General features: G+C 68.5%; 19 protein-coding genes. 6 read left to right on the forward strand and 13 right to left on the reverse strand.

What is annotated here, in order from left to right; translation table 11 throughout:
- The first annotated feature begins 390 nt into the window (after positions 1 to 390).
- Positions 391 to 1,197 carry an aminoglycoside 3'-phosphotransferase gene (locus NGR01S_RS10650; protein ID WP_063036018.1) on the forward strand — a complete coding sequence of 269 codons (807 nt, stop codon included), beginning with the start codon at positions 391 to 393 and terminating at the stop codon, positions 1,195 to 1,197.
- Between the two features lie 58 nt (positions 1,198 to 1,255).
- On the opposite strand, the gene NGR01S_RS10655 is transcribed toward NGR01S_RS10650, so the two are convergent.
- Positions 1,256 to 2,074 carry an APH(3'') family aminoglycoside O-phosphotransferase gene (locus tag NGR01S_RS10655; RefSeq protein ID WP_063036019.1) on the reverse strand — a complete coding sequence of 273 codons (819 nt, stop codon included), beginning with the start codon at positions 2,072 to 2,074 and terminating at the stop codon, positions 1,256 to 1,258.
- A gap of 113 nt (positions 2,075 to 2,187) precedes the next feature.
- A complete protein-coding gene (locus tag NGR01S_RS30125; protein ID WP_084480632.1) occupies positions 2,188 to 2,868 on the reverse strand; it encodes a DUF3558 family protein in 681 nt (226 codons plus the stop codon).
- 38 nt (positions 2,869 to 2,906) lie between these two features.
- Here NGR01S_RS30125 and NGR01S_RS10665 point away from each other — a divergent pair, with 38 nt between their 5' ends.
- The gene (locus tag NGR01S_RS10665) at positions 2,907 to 3,095 is read left to right on the forward strand and encodes a hypothetical protein (RefSeq protein ID WP_063036021.1); all 189 of its coding nucleotides are present in this window, start codon (positions 2,907 to 2,909) and stop codon (positions 3,093 to 3,095) included.
- A gap of 20 nt (positions 3,096 to 3,115) precedes the next feature.
- Here the strand turns inward: NGR01S_RS10665 and NGR01S_RS10670 are convergent, their stop codons facing one another.
- From NGR01S_RS10670 to NGR01S_RS10680, 4 genes are all read right to left on the reverse strand, one after another.
- Entirely contained in the window at positions 3,116 to 3,682 is a 567-nt protein-coding gene (locus NGR01S_RS10670; RefSeq protein ID WP_063036022.1) for a dihydrofolate reductase family protein, read from the reverse strand.
- A gap of 397 nt (positions 3,683 to 4,079) precedes the next feature.
- The gene (locus NGR01S_RS32805) at positions 4,080 to 4,214 is read right to left on the reverse strand and encodes a hypothetical protein (RefSeq protein ID WP_281179733.1); all 135 of its coding nucleotides are present in this window, start codon (positions 4,212 to 4,214) and stop codon (positions 4,080 to 4,082) included.
- 60 nt (positions 4,215 to 4,274) lie between these two features.
- A complete protein-coding gene (locus tag NGR01S_RS10675; RefSeq protein WP_063036319.1) occupies positions 4,275 to 5,735 on the reverse strand; it encodes an aminotransferase class I/II-fold pyridoxal phosphate-dependent enzyme in 1,461 nt (486 codons plus the stop codon).
- Positions 5,736 to 5,742: 7 nt separating this feature from the next.
- Positions 5,743 to 6,072 carry a hypothetical protein gene (locus NGR01S_RS10680; protein WP_373861407.1) on the reverse strand — a complete coding sequence of 110 codons (330 nt, stop codon included), beginning with the start codon at positions 6,070 to 6,072 and terminating at the stop codon, positions 5,743 to 5,745.
- A gap of 583 nt (positions 6,073 to 6,655) precedes the next feature.
- On the opposite strand from NGR01S_RS10680, the gene NGR01S_RS10685 reads away from it, so the two are divergent.
- A complete protein-coding gene (locus NGR01S_RS10685; protein ID WP_063036023.1) occupies positions 6,656 to 7,123 on the forward strand; it encodes a PPOX class F420-dependent oxidoreductase in 468 nt (155 codons plus the stop codon).
- A 64-nt stretch (positions 7,124 to 7,187) separates the two neighbouring features.
- Here NGR01S_RS10685 and NGR01S_RS10690 read toward each other — a convergent pair whose 3' ends face one another.
- The 4 genes from NGR01S_RS10690 to NGR01S_RS10705 form a co-directional block, all read right to left on the reverse strand.
- Entirely contained in the window at positions 7,188 to 8,153 is a 966-nt protein-coding gene (locus tag NGR01S_RS10690; RefSeq protein WP_063036320.1) for a glycerate kinase, read from the reverse strand.
- 240 nt (positions 8,154 to 8,393) lie between these two features.
- Positions 8,394 to 9,851: a catalase gene (locus NGR01S_RS10695; RefSeq protein ID WP_063036024.1), complete on the reverse strand. Its 1,458-nt coding sequence runs from the start codon at positions 9,849 to 9,851 to the stop codon at positions 8,394 to 8,396.
- Positions 9,852 to 10,101: 250 nt separating this feature from the next.
- Positions 10,102 to 11,163, reverse strand: coding sequence for a tartrate dehydrogenase (locus NGR01S_RS10700; RefSeq protein ID WP_063036025.1), 1,062 nt, complete (start codon positions 11,161 to 11,163; stop codon positions 10,102 to 10,104).
- Positions 11,160 to 12,530, reverse strand: a complete 1,371-nt coding sequence (locus tag NGR01S_RS10705; protein ID WP_084480750.1) for an NAD-dependent succinate-semialdehyde dehydrogenase — start codon at positions 12,528 to 12,530, stop codon at positions 11,160 to 11,162. Before NGR01S_RS10705 ends, NGR01S_RS10700 begins: the two co-directional genes overlap by 4 nt.
- A 338-nt stretch (positions 12,531 to 12,868) precedes the next feature.
- Here NGR01S_RS10705 and trpB point away from each other — a divergent pair, with 338 nt between their 5' ends.
- The 3 genes from trpB (at position 12,869) to NGR01S_RS10720 (ending at position 16,876) form a co-directional block, all read left to right on the forward strand.
- Complete coding sequence (gene trpB / locus NGR01S_RS10710; RefSeq protein ID WP_063036027.1) at positions 12,869 to 14,110, forward strand: tryptophan synthase subunit beta; 1,242 nt, start codon at positions 12,869 to 12,871, stop codon at positions 14,108 to 14,110.
- 288 nt (positions 14,111 to 14,398) lie between these two features.
- Positions 14,399 to 15,880 (forward strand): MDR family MFS transporter, encoded by a 1,482-nt coding sequence (locus NGR01S_RS10715; RefSeq protein ID WP_063036321.1) that lies wholly within the window; start codon positions 14,399 to 14,401, stop codon positions 15,878 to 15,880.
- Between the two features lie 165 nt (positions 15,881 to 16,045).
- Complete coding sequence (locus NGR01S_RS10720; protein ID WP_063036028.1) at positions 16,046 to 16,876, forward strand: IclR family transcriptional regulator; 831 nt, start codon at positions 16,046 to 16,048, stop codon at positions 16,874 to 16,876.
- Here NGR01S_RS10720 and NGR01S_RS10725 read toward each other — a convergent pair.
- Genes NGR01S_RS10725 through NGR01S_RS10735 form a run of 3 tightly spaced genes read right to left on the reverse strand, consistent with a single transcriptional unit; the run spans position 16,851 to position 20,013 of the window.
- Positions 16,851 to 17,798, reverse strand: coding sequence for a 2-hydroxyacid dehydrogenase (locus NGR01S_RS10725; protein ID WP_063036322.1), 948 nt, complete (start codon positions 17,796 to 17,798; stop codon positions 16,851 to 16,853). The genes NGR01S_RS10720 and NGR01S_RS10725 overlap by 26 nt on opposite strands.
- Positions 17,799 to 17,842: 44 nt before the next feature.
- Positions 17,843 to 18,781 (reverse strand): hydroxymethylglutaryl-CoA lyase-like TIM-barrel protein, encoded by a 939-nt coding sequence (locus NGR01S_RS10730; protein WP_063036029.1) that lies wholly within the window; start codon positions 18,779 to 18,781, stop codon positions 17,843 to 17,845.
- The gene (locus NGR01S_RS10735) at positions 18,778 to 20,013 is read right to left on the reverse strand and encodes a CaiB/BaiF CoA transferase family protein (RefSeq protein WP_063036030.1); all 1,236 of its coding nucleotides are present in this window, start codon (positions 20,011 to 20,013) and stop codon (positions 18,778 to 18,780) included. Before NGR01S_RS10735 ends, NGR01S_RS10730 begins: the two co-directional genes overlap by 4 nt.
- Positions 20,014 to 20,035 lie beyond the last annotated feature (22 nt).

Consider the following 20,035-nt stretch of genomic DNA (forward strand, 5'->3'; position numbering starts at 1 on the left):
TTGTCACGACAACGCACCGCGTGCGATATTCCTGTTCGGGTTCTCCTGGCCGCGCTCGACGCCATACCAGAACAACTCGACGAATCCGGGGTGTGTCCGAGCAGCGGTGGAAAGTGTTGTGTCCATGACGGTCGATGCCGTGGCGCGGATGAAAGCCGAGGCTTCTGCCGAGCAGTCGACGGCAAGGGAGAGTGGAAAAACTGGCGAATTGTGGAGGATCGAACGCAGTCGCGGCCCTGCCCGAATCCTCATTTCCCCAGGTCGAATCTCCGCGATCGAACGGCCTCTGGCCGCACTGTGCCACGAACACGGCGAATCTTTTGGACGAATCGGCGGAGCAAACGTTCGACACATTTGCCACCTGCGTGGGTCGGAAGGCACGATTACCGGATGAACCGTCCTGTCACCGCTGAGATTCCGAACGGTCCCGTGGAGGTACCCGAGGTGGTCGAGGCGCTCGCCGGTGCCGACACGATAACCCCGGTGTGGCGTAATGAACTCGGAGGTCTGACGTTCCGCCTGGAAGGTGAGGTGATCAGGTACGCCAAATGGGTTGCCGCGGGCACACCGGAGATTGATCTGCTCGGTGAGGCGGAGCGGCTGGGCTGGGCGCGGCAGTGGGTGACCGTGCCCCGAGTCCTCGAGCACGGGGCCGACGACGAGGGCGCGTGGTTGGTCACGGCGGAAGTGGCCGGACGCTCCGCGGTGGAGCCCCGGTGGGTCGCGGAACCGGCGACAGCGGCGGCCGCGATCGGCGCGGGGTTGCGCCTGCTGCACGACCGCCTACCCGTCGACCGATGCCCGTTCGAGTGGAGTGTCGGAACACGACTCGTGCGCGCCGATGAGCGGATCGCCGAAGGGCTGGGACCGGCCGACCGGTCGCCCGAGTATCGGCAGCTGAACGTGGCGGAAGCCCGGGCACGCATCGGCGACCCGCCCACGGTCGACCGGCTCGTCGTCTGCCACGGTGACGCGTGCGTTCCGAACACGTTGTTACACGACGACGGCGGGTTCGCCGCGCATGTGGATCTCGGCTCGCTGGGAGTGGGCGACCGGTGGGCCGACCTCGCGGTCGCGGCATGGAGTACCGAGTGGAATTACGGCCCGGGATACGACGGGATCCTGTACGAGGCGTACGGGGTCGAGCCGGACCCCGAGCGCATCGATTACTACCGCCTGCTGTGGGATATGGCCTGAACATCCGTGCGCCGAGACCGATGAGACCGCTGGTCTCGCGGTCCGGTCCGGCTCCTCCTCATCCCCAGGTGAGGGGGTCGAGGTGCAGGTAGAAGTCCAAGCGGTCCCGGTCCAGGACGAGGCCGTACCTGTCCGCGAACAGGGTGTCCGCGGCCAGCGCCTGTGCCTCGTCCTCCCACGTTTCTCGCGAGTTGGCGAGTAGGAGCGCCAGATCGGCATAACGATCGGCCGACCCGAGACGGCCCAGGTCGATGAATCCGGATACCTTCAGCGTTTCGGGGTCCACGACGATATTGGGCAGGCACAGGTCTCCGTGACAGACGACCGCGTCCACAGCCTCCCGGGCCCGCATCCGCGCGATCTCGGGTTCGAGGCGGGCCAGCAGCTCTTCGGGCGGCGTGTGCTGCTGCTCGACGGGAAGGAACTCCGGGTTCACGGCATCGCGGCCGACGACATCACGTGCCACGGCGACCATCGTGTCGAGGCCACGGTCGAACGGGCATCGTCGCGCCGGTAGGCCGTGCAGCCCGCGCACCGCGGCGGCGATGTGTGGCCAGGCGGCGTGGAGGTCCGCCGCCGATAGTCGATCCGCGGAAACGCCGGGGACGGCACTGGTCACCAGCAGTGCTCCCGCCTGGCCGGAGTGCCATTCGAGCACCCGCGGGCCCGGCACGCGCTGGTCGGCCAGCCACTCCACCCGGTCGTGCTCCGCCTTCAGAACGGCGGCGTCCGCGGCCGGAACGCATTTGGCGTATCGGGTGGCATCCGCGTTGCGGAAGACTGTGGCGCCCGACTCGCCGGTGGTGACAGGTGACCAGTCTTCGATGCGGTATCCCGCACTCACCATTAATGTTCGCAGGTCGTGGCCGTCACTCATTCCGGCCACTATAACCAGCCCGACTCCGCGCTCGTCCGCCCGAAGGCGGCGTCCGGACCTTGTCTCGGAGTCGCCCCTCACGGTGGATGTCCTGTGGCGGCGCGGATCGGGCGTTACGCGGGCCGCGCCCGTTCGAACGCTGCCACGATCGTCGATTTGTTCCGGTCGCAGATATCGTCTCCCGGGCTCGATGGCCGTTCGGTCAGGTACTTATCGGAGGGGATGATGTTGATTCCGATATTGCCACCCGTCTTTTCGGCGAACACGGTGCAGCCTTTTCCGGTCCAGGCGTTCACGGCGACCCGCAGGCCGATCGCGTCGCCGAAGGCCCGTGATTGTGCGTCTTCACCCCATGCCGGGATCGGCTCGTGCATCCAGCTCACCGAGACCAGCCCCGCTGTTTCCGTACCCCAATTGCAGGATTCCGCAACCACTCGGCCGGTCTTGTCGTTGATCGTGCGTTGCGGGGCCAGGCCCGGGGCGCCGAGGATATCCGCCACTTCGTCCGATGTCAGCAAGGCACAAACATCCAGGCCCGAGACCGGGCTCACGCTCGGCGCGGCAGCTGTTGTGGAGTTCGCCGCGCTTGCTGGGCTCGTCGCCGGTGGGGTAGTGGGTGAGGTGTCGTTATCGGCGCTGGAGCATCCCGCTCCGGCGAGTAGGACCGCGACCGCGACCGGAGCGATCGCGGCAAGATGCCTTCGGGTGAATCTCGGCAAGCCAGTTCCTTTACGAGTCGGGATAGAGACAGTATCGCCGCCGCAGCCGCCGTTGGCCGCGACCGCGCGTTCCACGCACCATCAGATCTCCGGCGCTGACCGTACCGACCCTGGTGATCCCGGGTATCGACCACCGGCATCCCACACAGTTCGCCGAGGAGTTCGCCGGAGTGCTCCAGAACAGCCGCCTGCAACGCGATGTGTTCTCCGACCTAATCGGTTCCGCAGACGATCCGGCCGCCGCACCGGCGCCCGCGATCCGGGAATTCCTCGGAGACGCTCTCGGTCGCTTCCCACTGTGACGGGAGAGCGCCCGGCTGTGTCAGTCGCCTTTCGCCTCGTAGCGCAGCAGGACCGTGCCGCCCGGGAAGGTGCGGTTCTCCAACAGGCGCAGCGATATCCATGACGGCAGTGTCGGGAAGAACGGCGTGCCGCCGCCCACTGCGGTGGGCGTGAGCATGATCCGGTACTCGTCCACCAGTCCGGCCCGCACGATCGGTGCGGCCGGCGTCGCGCCGGCCACCTCCAGCCTGCCGTCGGTTTCGGCTTTCAGTTTCTTCACCATCTCGACCGGGTCGCCGCGTTCCAGACGGGAGTTCCAGTCGACCGACTCCAGCGTGCGTGAGAACACGACTTTGGGCATATCGCGCCAGATGCGGGCGAAATCGACAGTCCGCGGGGTGGCGTCCGGAGCCTGGTCGGCGGTCGGCCAGTACGCGGACATCAGTTCATAGAGCCGCCGCCCGTAGAACGCCAGGGCGGTCTCCCGCTCGAAGTCGTTCCAGTACTGGAGGAGCTCATCGCTCGGATCGGACCAGTCGAGATTGCCTTGCGCGTCGGCGATGTACCCGTCCACCGAGACGTTGAAGCCATAGATGAGAGTGCCCATGGAGATCAGACTGCTCCGGAGGACAAAACTAATCGCGACGCCACACGGGATTTGTCGATTCCTTGTAGAGAGGGCCGGCGCCGGGGCCTCCTGCAAAGATCTGATCTTGTCAGGTGTGCGCGCGGCAGCACCCTCCGCCGGTGCGCTCTTCACTGTTGCGAGGTGGATATCAGCTTCAGGAGATTCTGGGAGATGATCGGGTTGGCGGCCACGGGACCGGAGTTTGTGGATGGTGCCGTCGGAATCGGTCACCAGGGCATCGCTACCGCGGGCTATGAGCACTCCGGCTGTCATCTCCCATTTAGGCCCCGGGGCGGTGACTCCGGCTCGCTGCCTGCGTCGCCCCGACCCCGCTTCGGAGCCAACGCATCGTGGCAGGACAGCGCGGTCCGGCGGGTCACTCGTCGTCGCGGTGCGGGTTGCCTTCGTTGTCCGGAGCATTGCGGGTACTCGGAGTCTGCCCCTTCAACCACCGGAACCCGACCACCACGGCGACCAGTATCGCGATCGCGAGAATGACGAGAAGTTCCATACCTGCGCGCCTACCCGGGTCCGGCGGCTTCAACCAGCGTGTTGTCGCGGGCCGGTGCGCTCACGCCACGACGCGGACCGTTTTGAGCTCCGGGTCGGTGGCATCGGGGATGTTCAGCCCGATCTCATGGCCGGTGCGCAGATAGTCCAGCACCCCCTGGTCGAGGCGTTCCCCGGGCACCACCACGGAAATACCGGGTGGATAGGGCGTGAGCTGTTCGGCCGCGACCCGGCCGGCTGCCGCCGCCACGGGCACCATCTCGGTGGAGCCGAAGAACGCGTCGCGGGGCGGTATCGCGGTGTCCAGCTGCAGTTCGTGCGGTGTGGGGAGATCGAGATCCTGCGGGGGATTCGCGTCGGTCAGCTGGGCCCGCCAATCGCCGATCGCCTCGATGAGCATATCGGCCGTCTCGTCGTCGTCGGCGTAGGACATGGTCGCGAGGGTCCGCCGATGATCGCTGAGGCCCATATCGATCAAGCGTTCCCGGCGCAGCCAGTCCTCGGCGTCGTAGCCGGTGGCACCGGTCCCGGAGACATCCAGCAGCACCTGGAGCCGATCCAGATCGTGCGAGGCCTCCGCGCCGAGCAGTTCGTTCTCCATGACCTGGATGCCGGGGATACTGTTCAGCTCGGCCCGGGTGCGGCGCGCGGTGCGCAGCGCGGCATCGAGCAGATCGTATCCGCGCTCGACCATTTGGCGGCGCCATCCGTCCAGTGCCGAATAGATCAGCACATTCGGGCTCGTGGTCATGAGCAGATCGACGCAGTGGCGCAGGCGGACCGGATCCACCAGGTCACCCTGCACGTGGAAGACCGAGCTCTGTTCGAACCCGCCGCCCATTTTGTGCACGCTCACCACACAGATATCGGCGCCCACATCCATCGCCCAGGTCGGCAGGTCGGGGTGGAAGGGCAGATGGGCGCCCCAGGCCTCGTCCACGATGAGGGGTTTGCCGCGTTCGTGGCATACCCGGGCGATCCACGCGATATCGGCGCAGGTCCCGTACGGGCTGGGACTGACGATCAGCGCGCCTGCCGCGTCCGGGTATTTCTCCCACGCCTGACGGACCTGCTCCGGTGACGGCGGATGCGACAGATGGCGTTCGGCATCCCAGCGCGGGGTGATCCAGCGCGGCAGCACACCCGAGAAGATGAGCCCGGCCACGATCGATTTGTGGCTGTCGCGGGCCACCAGCAAGCCGTTGTCGCTACCGCCCGCAACGGCCATCATGGCCGCCTTCACCGACAGCGAGCTGCCACAGGTGGCGAAGAAGGTCTGGTCCGCGCCCACCGCGTCGGCCATCAGCTCCTCGGCGCGGGACAGGTAGCCACCGCGGGCCAAGCGGTCGTCGACGCCCGGGGCGGCCAGCACATCGGCGCGGAACGCGTCCGCGCCGATGATCGCCGCCACCCTTTCGTCCACGCCACGCCCCCGGCGATGCCCCGGGGGCGTGAAGCCGTACCGGCCGAGCCGCTGATATTCGCCGAGCGCGTCGAGCAACGGCGCTCGTGAGTGGTCCATGCGGCGCTCAGTGGCCACGTGGCTCGCGCAGGGTCGCGCCTTCTTCGAGTTTGACGCGGCGGTGTTCGGCGACCACGATCAGCCCGCCGGCGATCAGGCAGATCACGCCGATGATTCCGGCGATCACCGCCCAGCCGGCGAAGCCGTAACCGGCGGCGGTGAGGGTCAGCGCCACCAGGACGATGCCGATGGCGCCGAGAATGATGCCCGGCCAGTTGCGGCGGTCTTCGATGGTTTCTCCGGCGTGCGAACGGGTCGTCCGTGCGTTGTCGGGGAAACGATGCTCACTCGGGGGATGGCTCGGATTCGGATCGTTGTTTCCGGCGACCATGGTCATGTCCTTCCTGTCGAGCCTGCGACCAGGGACGTTGCCCCGAATACCCGCTGAACGGCGGTTGAATCACCGGCGCGGGGGCGGGCCTTGTCCCATTCACTCGGCCGGGAAAGGGGGCGGCGGGACCGGGTGCCCGGGGTCGGGGAGGGGTGGGCGGTCCGGCGCCGGCCCGGGTGCGGGCGGTTCGGGTGGTACCGGCGGTGGCTCCGGGGACGGGCCGGGGACGGGCGGTTGTGGCTCCGGCGACGGGCTCGGGACCGGCGGTTGCGGCTCCCGGGGCCGGGGTTCGGGCGGGGGAGTGCGCAGCGGCGGCGTGGGTTCGGGATCCGGCGCCGGATGCGGTTCCGGAAAGGGACGCTGTGGGTCGGTGGCGCGCATGGTGATCGTGCTCCTGTCGCGGGTGCTGGGGCCGGTCGCGCGACGCGGTTTCCGGCTGCCCACCCGCGATACCCGCCGCGGGCCGGGCGAATCAGCGTGCGGGAGTAATCCGCGCGTCGTGGCGGGACGACGGTCGACGTCGGGACCGCACCGGGTGACTATGCTGCGAGGGCATCGCCCGAGTACCGATCCGTCTCGAAAGGTCTCCATGCCGCGAATCGCGACCTCCACCATCGTCGACAAGGCCGACCTGCTGGCATTCCTCGGTTCGCGCCATCACGGCGTGCTGGTCACCACCCGCGCCGACGGCCGCCCGCAGATGTCACCGGTGACCTGTGGACTGGATCCGCAGGGCCGGATCGTTGTATCCACCTACCCGAGCCGGGCCAAGACCCGCAATATCCGCCGCGAACCGCAGGTGTCGATCTGTGTCCTCTCCGACGAGTTCGACGACGCCTATGTGCAGGTGGACGGCCGAGCCGAGATACTCGATATGCCGGAGGCGCTCGACGGTCTGGTCGACTACTTCCGCGGTATCGCCGGTGAGCACCCGGACTGGGACGAATACCGGGCCGCGATGGCGCGCCAGGGCAAATCGCTCATCCGCATCGATATCGAGCGCTGGGGGCCGATCGCCACGGGCGGCTTCCCACCCGAGGTCGATACCGCCGGCTGAACGCCGGCCCGGGGGCCGCGCCCGCCCCTCCGGACTTCGCGGGTCGTTCGGGGCGGTCCTGCCGTCAGGGCGCGGCGGTGCCGATCCGTCGTCCCGCCGCCCGCATGGCCCCGGTGTCGGAGGCCACGATGACCTCGGCGAAACGAGACCGGTAGTCACCCAGATCGTCACCGACCGAACCCACCACCGCGTACACCGGGGTGGTGCCGGCCCGCCCGAGAATCGCCGAGATGATCTTGCCGGCCCGGGTCTGCCCGTCCAGCCGCCCTTCTCCGACGACGATCGTGCTCGCCTGCGCGGCCAGGGTGTCGAAACCAGCGCTGTCGAGCACGTAGTCCGCGCCGGAGCGTAATTCGGCCCCGTACTGTGCCCACATGCCGCCGGAGAATCCTCCGGCGGCTCCGGTCGCGTCGACTCCGGACGGATCGCGGGGCAGGGTACGCGCGGTTTCGGCGAGCCGCCGAGTCAACAGTTCGACAGTGGCCGGGTCGGCGCCCTTCTGTGGTCCGAACACCCGGGCCGCGTCCACATAGCGGGTGGTGACATCGGTGAGCACGGTGATCGAAGCCCCGCCGAGACCGCCGGCGTCCTCGATGGCCGCGATCGCTCCCACACCACCGTCGGTGGTGGCCGATCCGCCCGCGGTGACCACGATCCGCCACGCCCCGCGCCGCACCGCCGCGGCGATGAGCATGCCGGTGCCGTAGGTGTTCGCGGCGACCGGATCGCGCGGACCGCTGTGCGCAGTGGCGATACCGCTGGCTGCGGCGATCTCGATCACCGCCACGCCGTCGTCGGACAACCCGAAGGTGGCCTCACCGGGGACACCCCACGGATTGCGGGCCGCGACCGTCACCGGGTGGAGGCCCAGCGGCCCGGTGAGTGCGGCGAGGGTGCCTTCACCGCCGTCGGCGACCGGGAGGCGTACCGCGGTCGCGCCTGTTTCCTCGGCGCCCCCGGCGATGGCGTCGGCGACCTCGGCGGCGGTGTAGGTGCCTTTGAAGCTGTCGGGACAGACCAGGATCGTCACGCGGTCACCGCGCGGACCCGGACGAGCGCCCGAGTCCCGGAGTACGGTGTCGGTCGCACCCGATGGCGGCCGCCACCGTAATCCGGTTTCCATCGTGCCGGAGCCGCGGTCGTCGGCCGGGCCGCAACGTGCACATCCTCATGCCGCCCGACTCTAGCGCTCGTCGGCGGTCACGGTGGGGCCCGGTGGACCGGGCATCCGGGGCCGCGATTCCGGAGATCGTCGCGGCCCCGACCCTGGTCAGCGGGCGGCGCCGACACCCTTTTCGACCCGATCGCCCAGCTCTTTGTCGACGTTGCGCCAGTACTCGAAGGCGCGCTGCAGCACCGGATCGCTCACGCCGTCCAGCAGATGGCCGACGATATTGCTCACCAGCCGCTCCCGGGCGGCGTCGTCGAGCACCTCACGGACCATGGTGCCGGCCTGGCCCCAATCGTCGTCCTCGGCGTGCAGCGTGTACGCGGTGCGAACCAGATCGCCGTCGGTATGCCAGCCCGCGGGTTCGCCGTACCGGTCGATATCGGGGCGCGGACCACCCTTGGAGTTCGGCGTGTACACCGGATCGGTCACCGGATGGATGCGCATCGCGCCGTCTTTGCTGTAGCTGTGTACCGGGGTGTGCGGCGCGTTCACCGGGATCTGCTGGTAATTCGCCCCCAGCCGGGCCCGGTGGGCGTCGGCGTAGGAGAAGATCCGGGCCAGCAGCATCTTGTCCGGGCTCGGGCCGATTCCGGGTACCAGATTGTTCGGCTGGAACGCCGCCTGTTCGATCTCGGTGTGATTATCGATGGGGTTGCGGTTCAGCGTCATCCGCCCGACCTCGATCAGCGGGTAGTCGCCGTGCGGCCACACCTTGGTGAGATCGAAGGGATTGAACCGGTAGTCCTGCGCTTCCTCGAACGGCATGATCTGCATATACAGCGTCCAGCTCGGGTACTCACCCCGATCGATCGACTCGTAGAGATCGCGCATGTGGAAATCGCTGTCGGCGCCGGCGAGCCGGTCGGCTTCCTCCTGCGTGAGGAAATCGATGCCCTGGTCGGTTTTGAAGTGGTACTTGACCCAGAACCTCTCGCCGGCGGCATTCACCCACATGTAGGTGTGGCTGGAATAGCCGTTCATATGCCGCCACGTCTTGGGGATCCCGCGATCGCCCATCAACCAGGTGACCTGGTGGGCCGACTCCGGTGACAGCGTCCAGAAATCCCACTGCATATCGTGATCGCGCAGGTTGTTGTCGGCGCGGCGCTTCTGGGAGCGGATGAAGTGCTGGAACTTCATCGGGTCGCGCATGAAGAACACCGGGGTGTTGTTGCCGACCATGTCGTAGTTGCCCTCGCCGGTGTAGAAGCGCAACGCGAAACCGCGCGGGTCGCGCCAGGTGTCCGGGCTGCCCCGTTCCCCCGCGACCGTGGAGAACCGGGCGACCATCTCGGTCTCGGTACCGGGCTGGAAAACCGCCGCCTTGGTATAGGCGCTGACATCGCCGGTGACCACGAAGCGCCCGAAGGCGCCACTACCCTTCGCGTGCGGCTGGCGCTCCGGAATACGCTCCCGGTTGAACTGGGCCATCTGTTCGATGAGGTAGTGGTCCTGGAGCAGTATGGGGCCGTTCGGGCCGACGGTGAGCGAATGCTCGTCGCTCTCGACCGGGATACCGGCATCGGTGGTCAGGATCTCGGGCTGTTCACTGGTCATGCTCTCGGCGTCTCCTTCCGGGCGAATGGTCCGGCTCCGGGGCTGCGGAGCCGGGGACCTGATCGCGTGGCCGGATCGAGCGCGAGGAGGAGTTCCTGACCCGGACCGTCCACACACTGTCGCTTTCCCAGAATGTCACGGGGCAATCGGGAAAGCTGGAAAGAGACCTTCGACACGGGAAAACACTGGTCAGAAGGGGTCGGTCGGAGTAAGGGCCCCGGGGCGGCACGGCCGGCCCCGGGACCGGTGTTCAGGCGTGCAGCAGGGCCGACGCCCGGTCGGCGATCTCGGTGCCGACCTCGGTGGTGGTGGCCGTACCGCCCAGATCTGGGGTGCGCGGGCCGCCGCTGCCGAGGACATCGGTGACCGCTCGGTCGACTGCGTCCGCCGCGACGTGCTCGCCCAGATGGTCGAGCAGCATGGCGCCCGCCAGGATCTGCGCCACCGGGTTGGCGATGCCCTGACCCGCGATATCGGGCGCGCTGCCGTGAACCGCCTCGAACATCGACGGCGCGTCCCGGGCGGGGTTGATATTGCCGGAGGGTGCCAGCCCGAGTCCGCCGGTGACGGCGGCGGCGAGGTCGGAGAGGATATCGCCGAAGAGGTTGGAGCCGACGATCACATCGAGCCGGTCCGGATGCAGCACGATCTCGGCGGCCAGTGCGTCGACGTGCATCTGCCGGGTCTGCACGGCCGGGTACTCCGCGGCGATCCGCTCGAAGATCTCGTCCCAGTAGGGCATGGAGTGGATGAGACCGTTCGATTTCGTGGCCGAGCAGACGCGGCCCGTGCGTTCGGTCGCCCGGTCGAAGGCGTACCGGATGATCCGTTCGCAGCCGACTCGGGTGAAAACCGATTCCTGCAGGACGAATTCGTCCGGCCGGCCGGGATTGTGCCGTCCGCCGATCTCGGAGTACTCGCCCTCGGAGTTCTCGCGCACGATGAGCAGGTCCAGATCGGCGGCGGTGCGGTCGCGTAGTGCCGAGGTGGTGCCGGGCAGTAGCCGCACCGGGCGCAGATTGACGTACTGGCCGAAAGCCCGGCGCAGCGGGATGAGCAGACCCCACAGCGAGATATGGTCGGGCACACCCGGGAAACCGACGGCGCCGAGCAGGATCGCGTCGAATCCGGCGAGGCGCTCCGGTCCGTCGGCGGGCATCATCGCGCCGGTGCGCAGGTAGTTCTCGCAGGACCAGTCGAACTCGGTCCATTCGATGCCGGGCAGTACCCGGTCGAGAACTTTCACCGCCTCGGCGGTCACGTCGACGCCGATACCGTCGCCCGGGATCGTCGCGATCCGATAGGTTGTCACAGTGGCACTCCGATGTATTTGATCTCGAGGAATTCGTCGATGCCGACCAGGCCGCCCTCGCGGCCGAGACCGGATTCTTTCACCCCGCCGAACGGCGCGGCCGGATTGGAGACGACACCCTGATTCAGGCCGACCATTCCGGTGTCGAGCGCTTCGCTGATCCGCAGCCCGCGCCGCAGACCCTCGGTGTAGACGTAGCTCACCAGACCGTAGGGGGTGTCGTTGGCGCGGGCGACGGCCTCCTCCTCGGTCTCGAAGGTGGCGATACTCGCGACCGGCCCGAACACCTCGGTATGGCAGATCTGTGCCGCGTCGGGGACGTCCACCAGGACGGTGGCGGGGTAGAAGTGCCCGGGACCGTCGAGCGGTTCACCGCCCAGCAGGACGCGGGCGCCGCAGGTCCGGGCGTCGGCGACCAGTTCGGTCACCTTGGTCACCGCGTCGGCATCGATCAGCGGGCCTACCACGACCCCGGGTTCGGTGCCGCGGCCCAACGGTAGCTCGCCCATCCGTGCGGCCAGCCGCTCCGCGAATTCGGCGGCCACCCCGCGCTGGACGAGAAATCGGTTCGCCGCAGTGCAGGCCTGCCCGATATTGCGCATCTTCGCCGCCATCGCCCCGTCGACCGCCGCGTCCAGGTCGGCATCGTCGAAGACGAGGAACGGGGCGTTGCCGCCCAGCTCCATCGAGGTCCGCATGACGGTGCGCGCGCACTGCTCGAGCAGTTTCTTGCCCACCGCGGTCGAACCGGTGAAGGACAGTTTGCGCGAGCGCGGGTCGTCGATGAGCGGCGTCATCAGCGCGCCCGGATCCGAGGTGGTCACCACGTTCACCACTCCGGCCGGAACACCGGCCTCGTGCAGGATCCGCGCCAGCGCCAGGGTGCACAGCGGGGTCTGTTCGGCGGGTTTGACCACGCTGGTGCAGCCGGCGGCGAGGGCGGGCCCGATCTTGCGAGCGCCCATGGCCATCGGGAAGTTCCAGGGGGTGATGAGCAGGCTCGGCCCGACGGGCTGTTTGGTGACCAGGAACCGGGCACCCCCGCCCGGCGCGGGCATGTATCCACCGTCGAGGCGCACGGCCTCCTCGGCGAACCAGCGGAAGAACTCCGCGGCATAGGTGATCTCGCCGCGGGCTTCCGTCAGCGGCTTCCCCATCTCGAGTGTCGCGATCAGGGCGAGCCGGTCGGCATCGTCGAGCAGTAGGCGATGGGCGCGCATGAGGATCTCGCTGCGCTCGCGGGGCGCGGTGCGCGCCCAGCCGGCCTGGGCGGCCGCGGCGGCGTCCAGCGCGGCCCGCCCGTCCTCGGGGGTGGCGTCGGCGACCTCGCGCAGCAGCTGTCCGGTCGCCGGATCGAGGACGGGCATGGTCTTCGCGGTCTCGCGGGTGCGGCCGTCGATGAACAGGCCGGTGGGTACCGACTCGACGGCTTCCCGTTCGGCGGCGGTGAGTGTGGCTTCCGTGAGCACGGTGGGACGCTCCTCCCTGACGGTGGCCGGTCGAGCCTGGCCGGATTGTCGACAATCCTACAATAGGGGCGAGTTCTCGTGGTGGGGAAGGCTCCGATTGCGCGGCAGGTGACGTCACGGCGAAAATCCAACCCTTTAGTACTGTTAACTACTCCGTTGCCGAGGGGTGACCCGGCGCTTGCGCCGGCCGGACAGACTTTTCGCGGCGGAGTGAGAACAGGGAATGTGAGTGCTGGATGGTCGTCGATCACGGGGTCGCGCAGAAAACCTTACGTCCCGGGGATTTCCCGGATCAGCGTGGCCGATTCGGCCGATTCGGCGGTAGATACGTTCCCGAGGGTCTCATGGCCGCCCTGCTCGAACTGGAACGCGCATACGACGCGGCCCGCGTCGATCCGGCGTTCGTCCGGGAGCTGACCGGTCTGTCGCGCAGCCGGGTCGGCCGGCCAACCCTGCTGCACCGGGTACCGCGGTTCGCCGCGCGGCTGGGTGCACCGGCGCCGACGGTCTATCTCAAACGGGAGGATATGGCCCACACCGGTTCGCACAAGATCAACAACGCCCTCGGGCAGGGGTTGCTGGCCCGGCGCATGGGCAAACGCCGAATCGTTGCCGAGACCGGGGCGGGACAACACGGAGTGGCAGTCGCGACCGTGGGGGCGATGCTCGGTTTGAGCTGCACCATCTATATGGGTGCCGTCGATATGGAACGGCAGCGGGCGAATGTGATCCGGATGCGCCTGCTCGGCGCCGAGGTGCGGGCGGTGGAAACCGGGAACCGGCGGATCAAGGAGGCGATCACCGAATCGGTCCGCGACTGGGTGTCGCAGGTGGACACCACCCACTACCTGCTGGGCAGCGCGGCCGGGCCTACTCCCTATCCGCGGATCGTGCGGGATTTCCAGCACCCCATCGGGGCGGAGGCGCGGTCCCAGATCCTGACCGCCGAGGGTCGACTACCCGACTATGTCATCGCCTGTGTCGGCGGCGGCAGCAATGCTCTCGGCGCGTTCCGCCCCTTCGTCGCCGACCCGGGGGTGCGGTTGCTCGGTGCGGAGGCCGCCGGGCGCGGAATACAGACCGGCGCGCACGCGGCGTCGCTGACCGCCGGCAGTCCCGGCGAGATCGACGGTACGTTCAGCCTCCTGCTGCAGGACGACGACGGTCAGATCGCCGGGACGCATAGTGTCGCCGCCGGCCTGGACTACCCGGGGGTGGGCCCGGAGCTCAGTCATCTGGAGGACAGCGGCCGCCTGACCGCGGTCCCGGTCACCGATGCGCTCGCGTTACGCGGTATGGAAGCCCTCGGGCACAGCGAGGGCATCATCCCCGCCCTGGAATCCGCGCACGCGGTGGGGTGCCTGCTCGAGCTGGCCGAGCGCGGTGACCTGGCCGCCGGTTCGGTGGTCCTGCTGTGCCTGTCCGGGCGTGGCGACAAGGACCTCGAGATCGCGGCACAGCAATTGGGACTCGGCTGACCCTCCGGTCGTCGGTCCGCCGATACGTCCGAGGGGGTCGCGTGACCTCCCTCATATCCCCCTGGGGAGTGGTCGTGGCCGGGCCCCCGCGAGCTGGGCGATCGGGCTGTGACCGGGAATACAGCCGCCGGAAAAGCGATTGATCTCGTGCACAGCCGTAAGAAACACTGGCGCGTCACCGATGAGCCGAGCGCCGCTCACTCGTCTGTTCTCTCGTACACCGGGCAACGGTCATCGACGACCCCGCCCGGCCGACGCCCGATGCTCACGACCTCCGGAGGTAAGCCGATGCCCGCCCTGTTATCCGTTCGCCGGGCCGGAGGCGGCACTCCGGTCGTCGTTCGGTTGCTGGTGATCGCGACCTTCGTGGTGATCCTGAACGAGACCATCATGATCAACGCGATCCCGCGGCTGATGCACGACCTCGAGGTCACCGAGCGGGCCGCGCAGTGGGTGTCGACCTCCTTCATGCTCACCATGGCGGCCGTCATCCCGGTCACCGGCTGGTTCCTGCAGCGGGTCACCACGCGGCGCGCCTATACGCTGGCCATGGGTGTCTTCCTGGCCGGTACAGCGCTCTCGGCGGTGGCGCCCTCGTTCGCGGTGCTGCTCGCCGGGCGGATCGTCCAGGCCGGTGGCACCGCGGTGATGATGCCGCTGCTGATGACCACCCTGATGACCGTGGTTCCCGAACGTGATCGCGGCCGGGTCATGGGCAATGTCACCCTGGCCATTTCGGTGGCTCCGGCCATGGGACCGGTCATCTCCGGCCTGGTCCTGCAGATCGCCTCGTGGCGCTGGCTGTTCGTACTGGTGCTGCCGATCGCGGGCGCGGTCACCTGGTTCGGGTTGCGGCGGCTGGAGAACATCGGGGAACCCGAGACCGGATCGATCGACTGGTTCAGCGTGGTCTCCGCCGCACTCGGTTTCGGCAGCCTGGTGTACGGGTTGAGTCGGTTCGAGGCGGGCACGGTCGCCACCCCTGCCCTCATCACCTCCGCCGGCGTCGTCCTGATCGGCCTGTTCGTCGCCCGGCAGCTGTGGTTGCAGCGGCACGGCACCCCGCTGCTGGATCTGCGGATCCTGCGCTCGCGCACCTACAGCCTGGGCCTGGTCCTGATGGCGGTCGCGTTCCTGGCCATGCTCGGCTCGATGATGCTGCTGCCGCTGTATCTGCAGAACCTGCGCGGTCTGTCGCCGCTGGAGACCGGGTTGCTGGTCATGCCCGGTGGGCTGGCCATGGGTGTGCTCGGCCCGGTGATCGGCCGCCTGTTCGACCGGTTCGGTGGACGCCTCCTGGTGATCCCGGGGGCGATCGGGATCACCGCCGCGCTGGCCGGTTTCACCCAGATCTCGGTCACCACGCCGTACTGGCAACTGCTGGCCCTGCACATCCTGCTCATGCTGTCGCTGGCCGCGGCCTTCACACCGGTGTTCACCCTCGCGCTCGGGGCCCTGCCGGAGGACCTCTACTCGCACGGCAGCTCCATGCTGGGCACGCTGCAGCAGGTCGCCGCCGCACTGGGGACGGCGCTGGTGGTCACCGTGATGGCGAGTCGCACCAGTGCGCTGCAGGCCACGGGTATCGATACGCTGACCGCGCAACTCGACGGAATGCGGCTGGCCTTCGTGGTGTCGGCGGCGCTGTCGCTGGTGGTGATCGTGACGGCGATCCTGCTGCCCAACCGGTCCGGCGCACCCGGCGCACCCGGCGGAACCGGCGGAACCGGCGACACCGAGCATCCCGAACCCGAGCTCGCGAAGATCTGACCGCCCGCGGTCCCGGATATGTGCCCGACGTGGTCCGCGCAACCGGCGTCCGGAAATCTCCCGGCACCGGCGGCCGCCGGGGTTCGGGCCGCAAGGTCGCGGTGGCCTACGGCCGGACCGGTGTCCGGCGCCGGAGCGGGCCGGACACCGCGTAGATTCGGCGATATGTCGAGGCAAGACGGCGGTGCTGCCGCGAACCACCAGCCGCTGCTGGTATTGGGGAAGATCACCGAGATCCTCGATGCCTTCTCCCTGGCCCGGCCGTCGTTGACGCTGGGCGAGATCCAGCAGGCCACCGGGTTGCCGACCTCCACGGTGCAGCGACTGGTCACCAATATGGTGGCGCAGGGCCTGCTGGATCGGGCGGGGGACCGACTCCGGGTCGGGCTGCGGATGAGCTATTGGGCGGCCACGGCGATCAAGGGACTGGACCTGCTGGCGATCGTCGACCCGGTACTGCGCGAGATCCGTGACGAGACGGGGGAGACCGCCTGTGTTTTCCGCGCCGAACACGGTTTCCGGGTGTGTGTGGCCATCGCCGAGACCCGGCACGCGCTACGCCGGGACATGTACGTGGGCAAGATCATCCCGCTCTACGCCGGGTCGGCGGGCCGGATCCTGCTGGCCTGGGACCCCGAACTCGCCGAGCGGGTACTGGCGGCACCACTGGAACCGCTGACCGAGGGCACCGTCACCAGTCCACCGGAGCTGCGGTCGCTCATCTCCCGGGCCAAGGCCGACGGTTACGCGATCAGCGCCGGAGAGCGAGAGGATTCGGCATCGGGGCTGTCCGCGCCCATATTCGACGCGGCCGGAAAGGTGGTGGCGGCATTGACGATCAGCGGCCCCACCCTGCGGATGCCGCTGGCACAGTGCGAGGCGTGGGTGGACCTGCTCGTCGGTTACGCCGAACAGGTCACCCGCACCCTCGGCGGCCGTATTCCGGCCGCCGACCCCGGGCTCGCCGTGGTCAGCGCGCCCGTGCCTCCGGATTGACCGGGTACGGCGGGAGTTCGTCGCGGAGCATGGCCACCGCGTTCTCCGCGCACCGGCGGGCCATCTCGGCGCGCACCGGGACCGTGGCGCTCCCGACATGTGGCAGCAGCACGGTATTGGGCAGTTCCGCCAGGCCCGGTGCCAGACGCGGTTCGTCCTCGTACACATCCAATCCGGCGCCCGCGATGGCCCCGTCGCGCAAGGCCGCGACCAGTGCGCGCTCGTCGACGATCGGCCCGCGCGCGGTATTGATCAGAATCGCCGATCGTTTCATCGACCGGAGTACGGATTCGTCCACGAGATGGTGGGTCTCGGCGTTCAGCGGGACGTGGAGCGAGAGGTAATCGCTGGTGGCGACCAGTTCGGGCCACGGCAGCTGCTGCACCCGTCCAGCGAACTCACCGAGTTCCTCCTCGCTCACCACCCGGTCACCGGGTGGGCGTGGCGAGAACACCACGGTCATGCCGAAAGCGAGCGCGCGCCGCGCGGTGGCGCGCGCGATCCGGCCGAAACCGGCCAGACCGAGCGTCCGGCCGCTGACATCGTGGCCCAGCAGCAGTTCCGGCTCCCAGCCGTGGAACTCGCCGGACCGGACGAAGGTATCGGCCTCCACACACCGGCGCGCGACCGCCAGGATCAGCAGCAGGGCGATATCGGCGGTCGCGTCGGTCAGGACGCCGGGGGTGTTGCCCACGACGATCGAGTTCGCGGTGGCCGCCGCGATATCGATATTGTTGTATCCCACCGCGAAATTGCTGATCCCGGTGATCTTCGCCCGGTCCAGCAGCTTCGCGTCGAATTCGTCGCGCAGCTGTGCCACCACCACCCGGTAGTCCCCGGACGCGCAGGCATCGGCCAATTGCTCATGACTCATCCGGGTCTCGGCCACGGTCACCGATCCGGCGGCTTCGAGCAGCCGCATCCCGGGACCGGGGAGCGCAGTGGTGACGAGGAAATCCGCGGCCGTCACGACTGCTCGCCGATCACCCAGTCGAAGGCCCGGGCTTTCGAGCGGGCGCCCTGCGCGGTCTTGGACCGGTTGGGCTCGCCCAGGTCGGCGAGCAGCGCCTCGCCGGTTTCGACCACGGTCGCCAGGATGGCAGGAGTGAGCCAGTCGGGGCGGGTGGCGAACAGCAGGTCCTCGGTCGCGGTGTTGCCACTCGCGCCGGGGGCGAACGGGCAGCCGCCCAATCCACCCAGTGACCCGTCCACCAGCGTGGCGCCCGCGTCGATGGCCGCCAGCGTATTCGCGACCCCCAGGCCCCAGGTGTCGTGACCGTGGTAGACGATGCGGCGCGGCGGCGTGTTCGCGCGGACACTCTCGACGAGCTGTCGCACCTGGGCCGGGACGGCCTGGCCCAGCGTGTCGGCGAGGACGATATCGGCGGCGCCGTCGGTCCGCGGATCCGCGGCGATACCCAGCACCCGCGCCGGATCGACGACACCTTCGAAGGGACAGGTGAACGCGGTCGCGATACACAGCTGGATGGTGCCCCCGCAGTCCCGGGTCAGCTCGACCGCCGCGGGCATGGCGGCGACGCTGTCCTCGGTGGTGCGCCCGATATTGGCCTTGTTGTGCGAATCCGACGCCGACAGGCAGTACTGGAAATTACGCGCACCCACCGCGGCCGCCTTCTCGATATGCCGCGGGGTGGCCACCCACACCCAGCATTTCGCGAGTTCCTCCGGCGTCAGCGCGGCGATCACGTCGAGCGAATCGGCCAGCGGCGGCACCAGGTCCGGGCGGGCCATGGAGCCGATCTCGAGCTCTGGGACACCGAGCGCGAGCAGGTCGCGGACCAGCGCCACCTTCCGTTCGGTGCCCAGCGGTTTGCCGGTGAGCTGCAGCCCGTCGCGCAACGTCACATCGCGCAGCTCCGCCGCCGGTGTGTAGCTGAAGGTCATACCGTAACCCCTGTTTCCGAAGCGCCTGTGACGGCGTCGATCTCGTCGTCGGTGAGGCGCAGTACCGTGGCGAGTACTTCGCGTGTGTGTTCACCCAGGTCGGGGCCGATTGTACGGATCGGCAGCGAGGCGCCGCCGATCACCGGGACGATGCCGGGGAATCCCACCGTGGCGGGTTCGTCCGCACCCGTGTCCACCTCGAAGTGCTGGATCATGTTCCGAGCGGCGTACTGCTCGTCGGCGCAGATATCGGCCGCGGTGTAGATCGGACCGGACGGTACACCGGCTGCGTCGAGGAGCCGCAGCGCCTCCGCGCGGGTGTGCCGGCTCGTCCACGCGGCGATCGCGGCATCCAGTTCGTCGCGGCGGGCCCAGCGTCCGGCGTTATCCCGCAGCTCCGGGTCGGCGGCGAGGTCCGGTCGGCCGATGGTCTCCATATAGCGCGCGAAGATGGCGTCGCCGTTGCCCGCGACGATGATGCTGGTGCCGTCGTTGCACGGGTAGGCGTTACTGGGCGCGATGCCCTCCATCCGGCCGCCGACGCGTTCGCGACGCACGCCGTACGCCAGATAGTCGGGGACCAGCGACTCCATCACCGACAGGATCGACTCGTTGAGGGCCACATCGATGATGCGCTCCGGCAACGGGATCGGCGTATCGCTGCGGGCCCGCTGGAACAGGGCCATCACGGTGCCGAACGCGGCGTGGATACCGGCAATGGAATCGCCGATGGACACACCGGTACGCACCGGCGGACGGTCCGGATCGCCGATGAGCTCGCGCAGCCCGCCCACCGCTTCGGCCACCGCGGCGAAACCGGGCCGGGCGGCCTGGGGTCCGGTCTGTCCGTACGCGGAGATCCGGGTGATCACCACCTCCGGATTGGCTTCCTGCAGTGCTTCGGGGCCCAGCCCCCATTTCTCCAGCGTGCCCGGCCGGAAGTTCTCCAGCAGTACATCGCATTCGCGGACCAGATCCAGGATCAGGGCGCGACCCGCCTCGGTCTTCAGGTCCACCACGATGGACTTCTTGTTGCGGTTGATCGTGCGGTACAGCATGGAGGTCTCGCCGCCGTAGAGGCGCCAGCGGCGCAATTCGTCACCGGTTACGGGACGTTCGACCTTGATCACCTCGGCGCCGAAATCGGCGAGCATCCGGCCGGCGGTCGGGGCGGCGATGTAGTTGCCGAGTTCCAGGACCCGGATACCGGCGAGCGGCGGCTCGTTGCGCATGTTCTCCCTCTTATTTCCGAGT

Origin of the sequence: Nocardia grenadensis NBRC 108939, from assembly GCF_001613445.1 — a bacterium.
In the GTDB taxonomy this organism is placed as follows: domain Bacteria; phylum Actinomycetota; class Actinomycetes; order Mycobacteriales; family Mycobacteriaceae; genus Nocardia; species Nocardia grenadensis.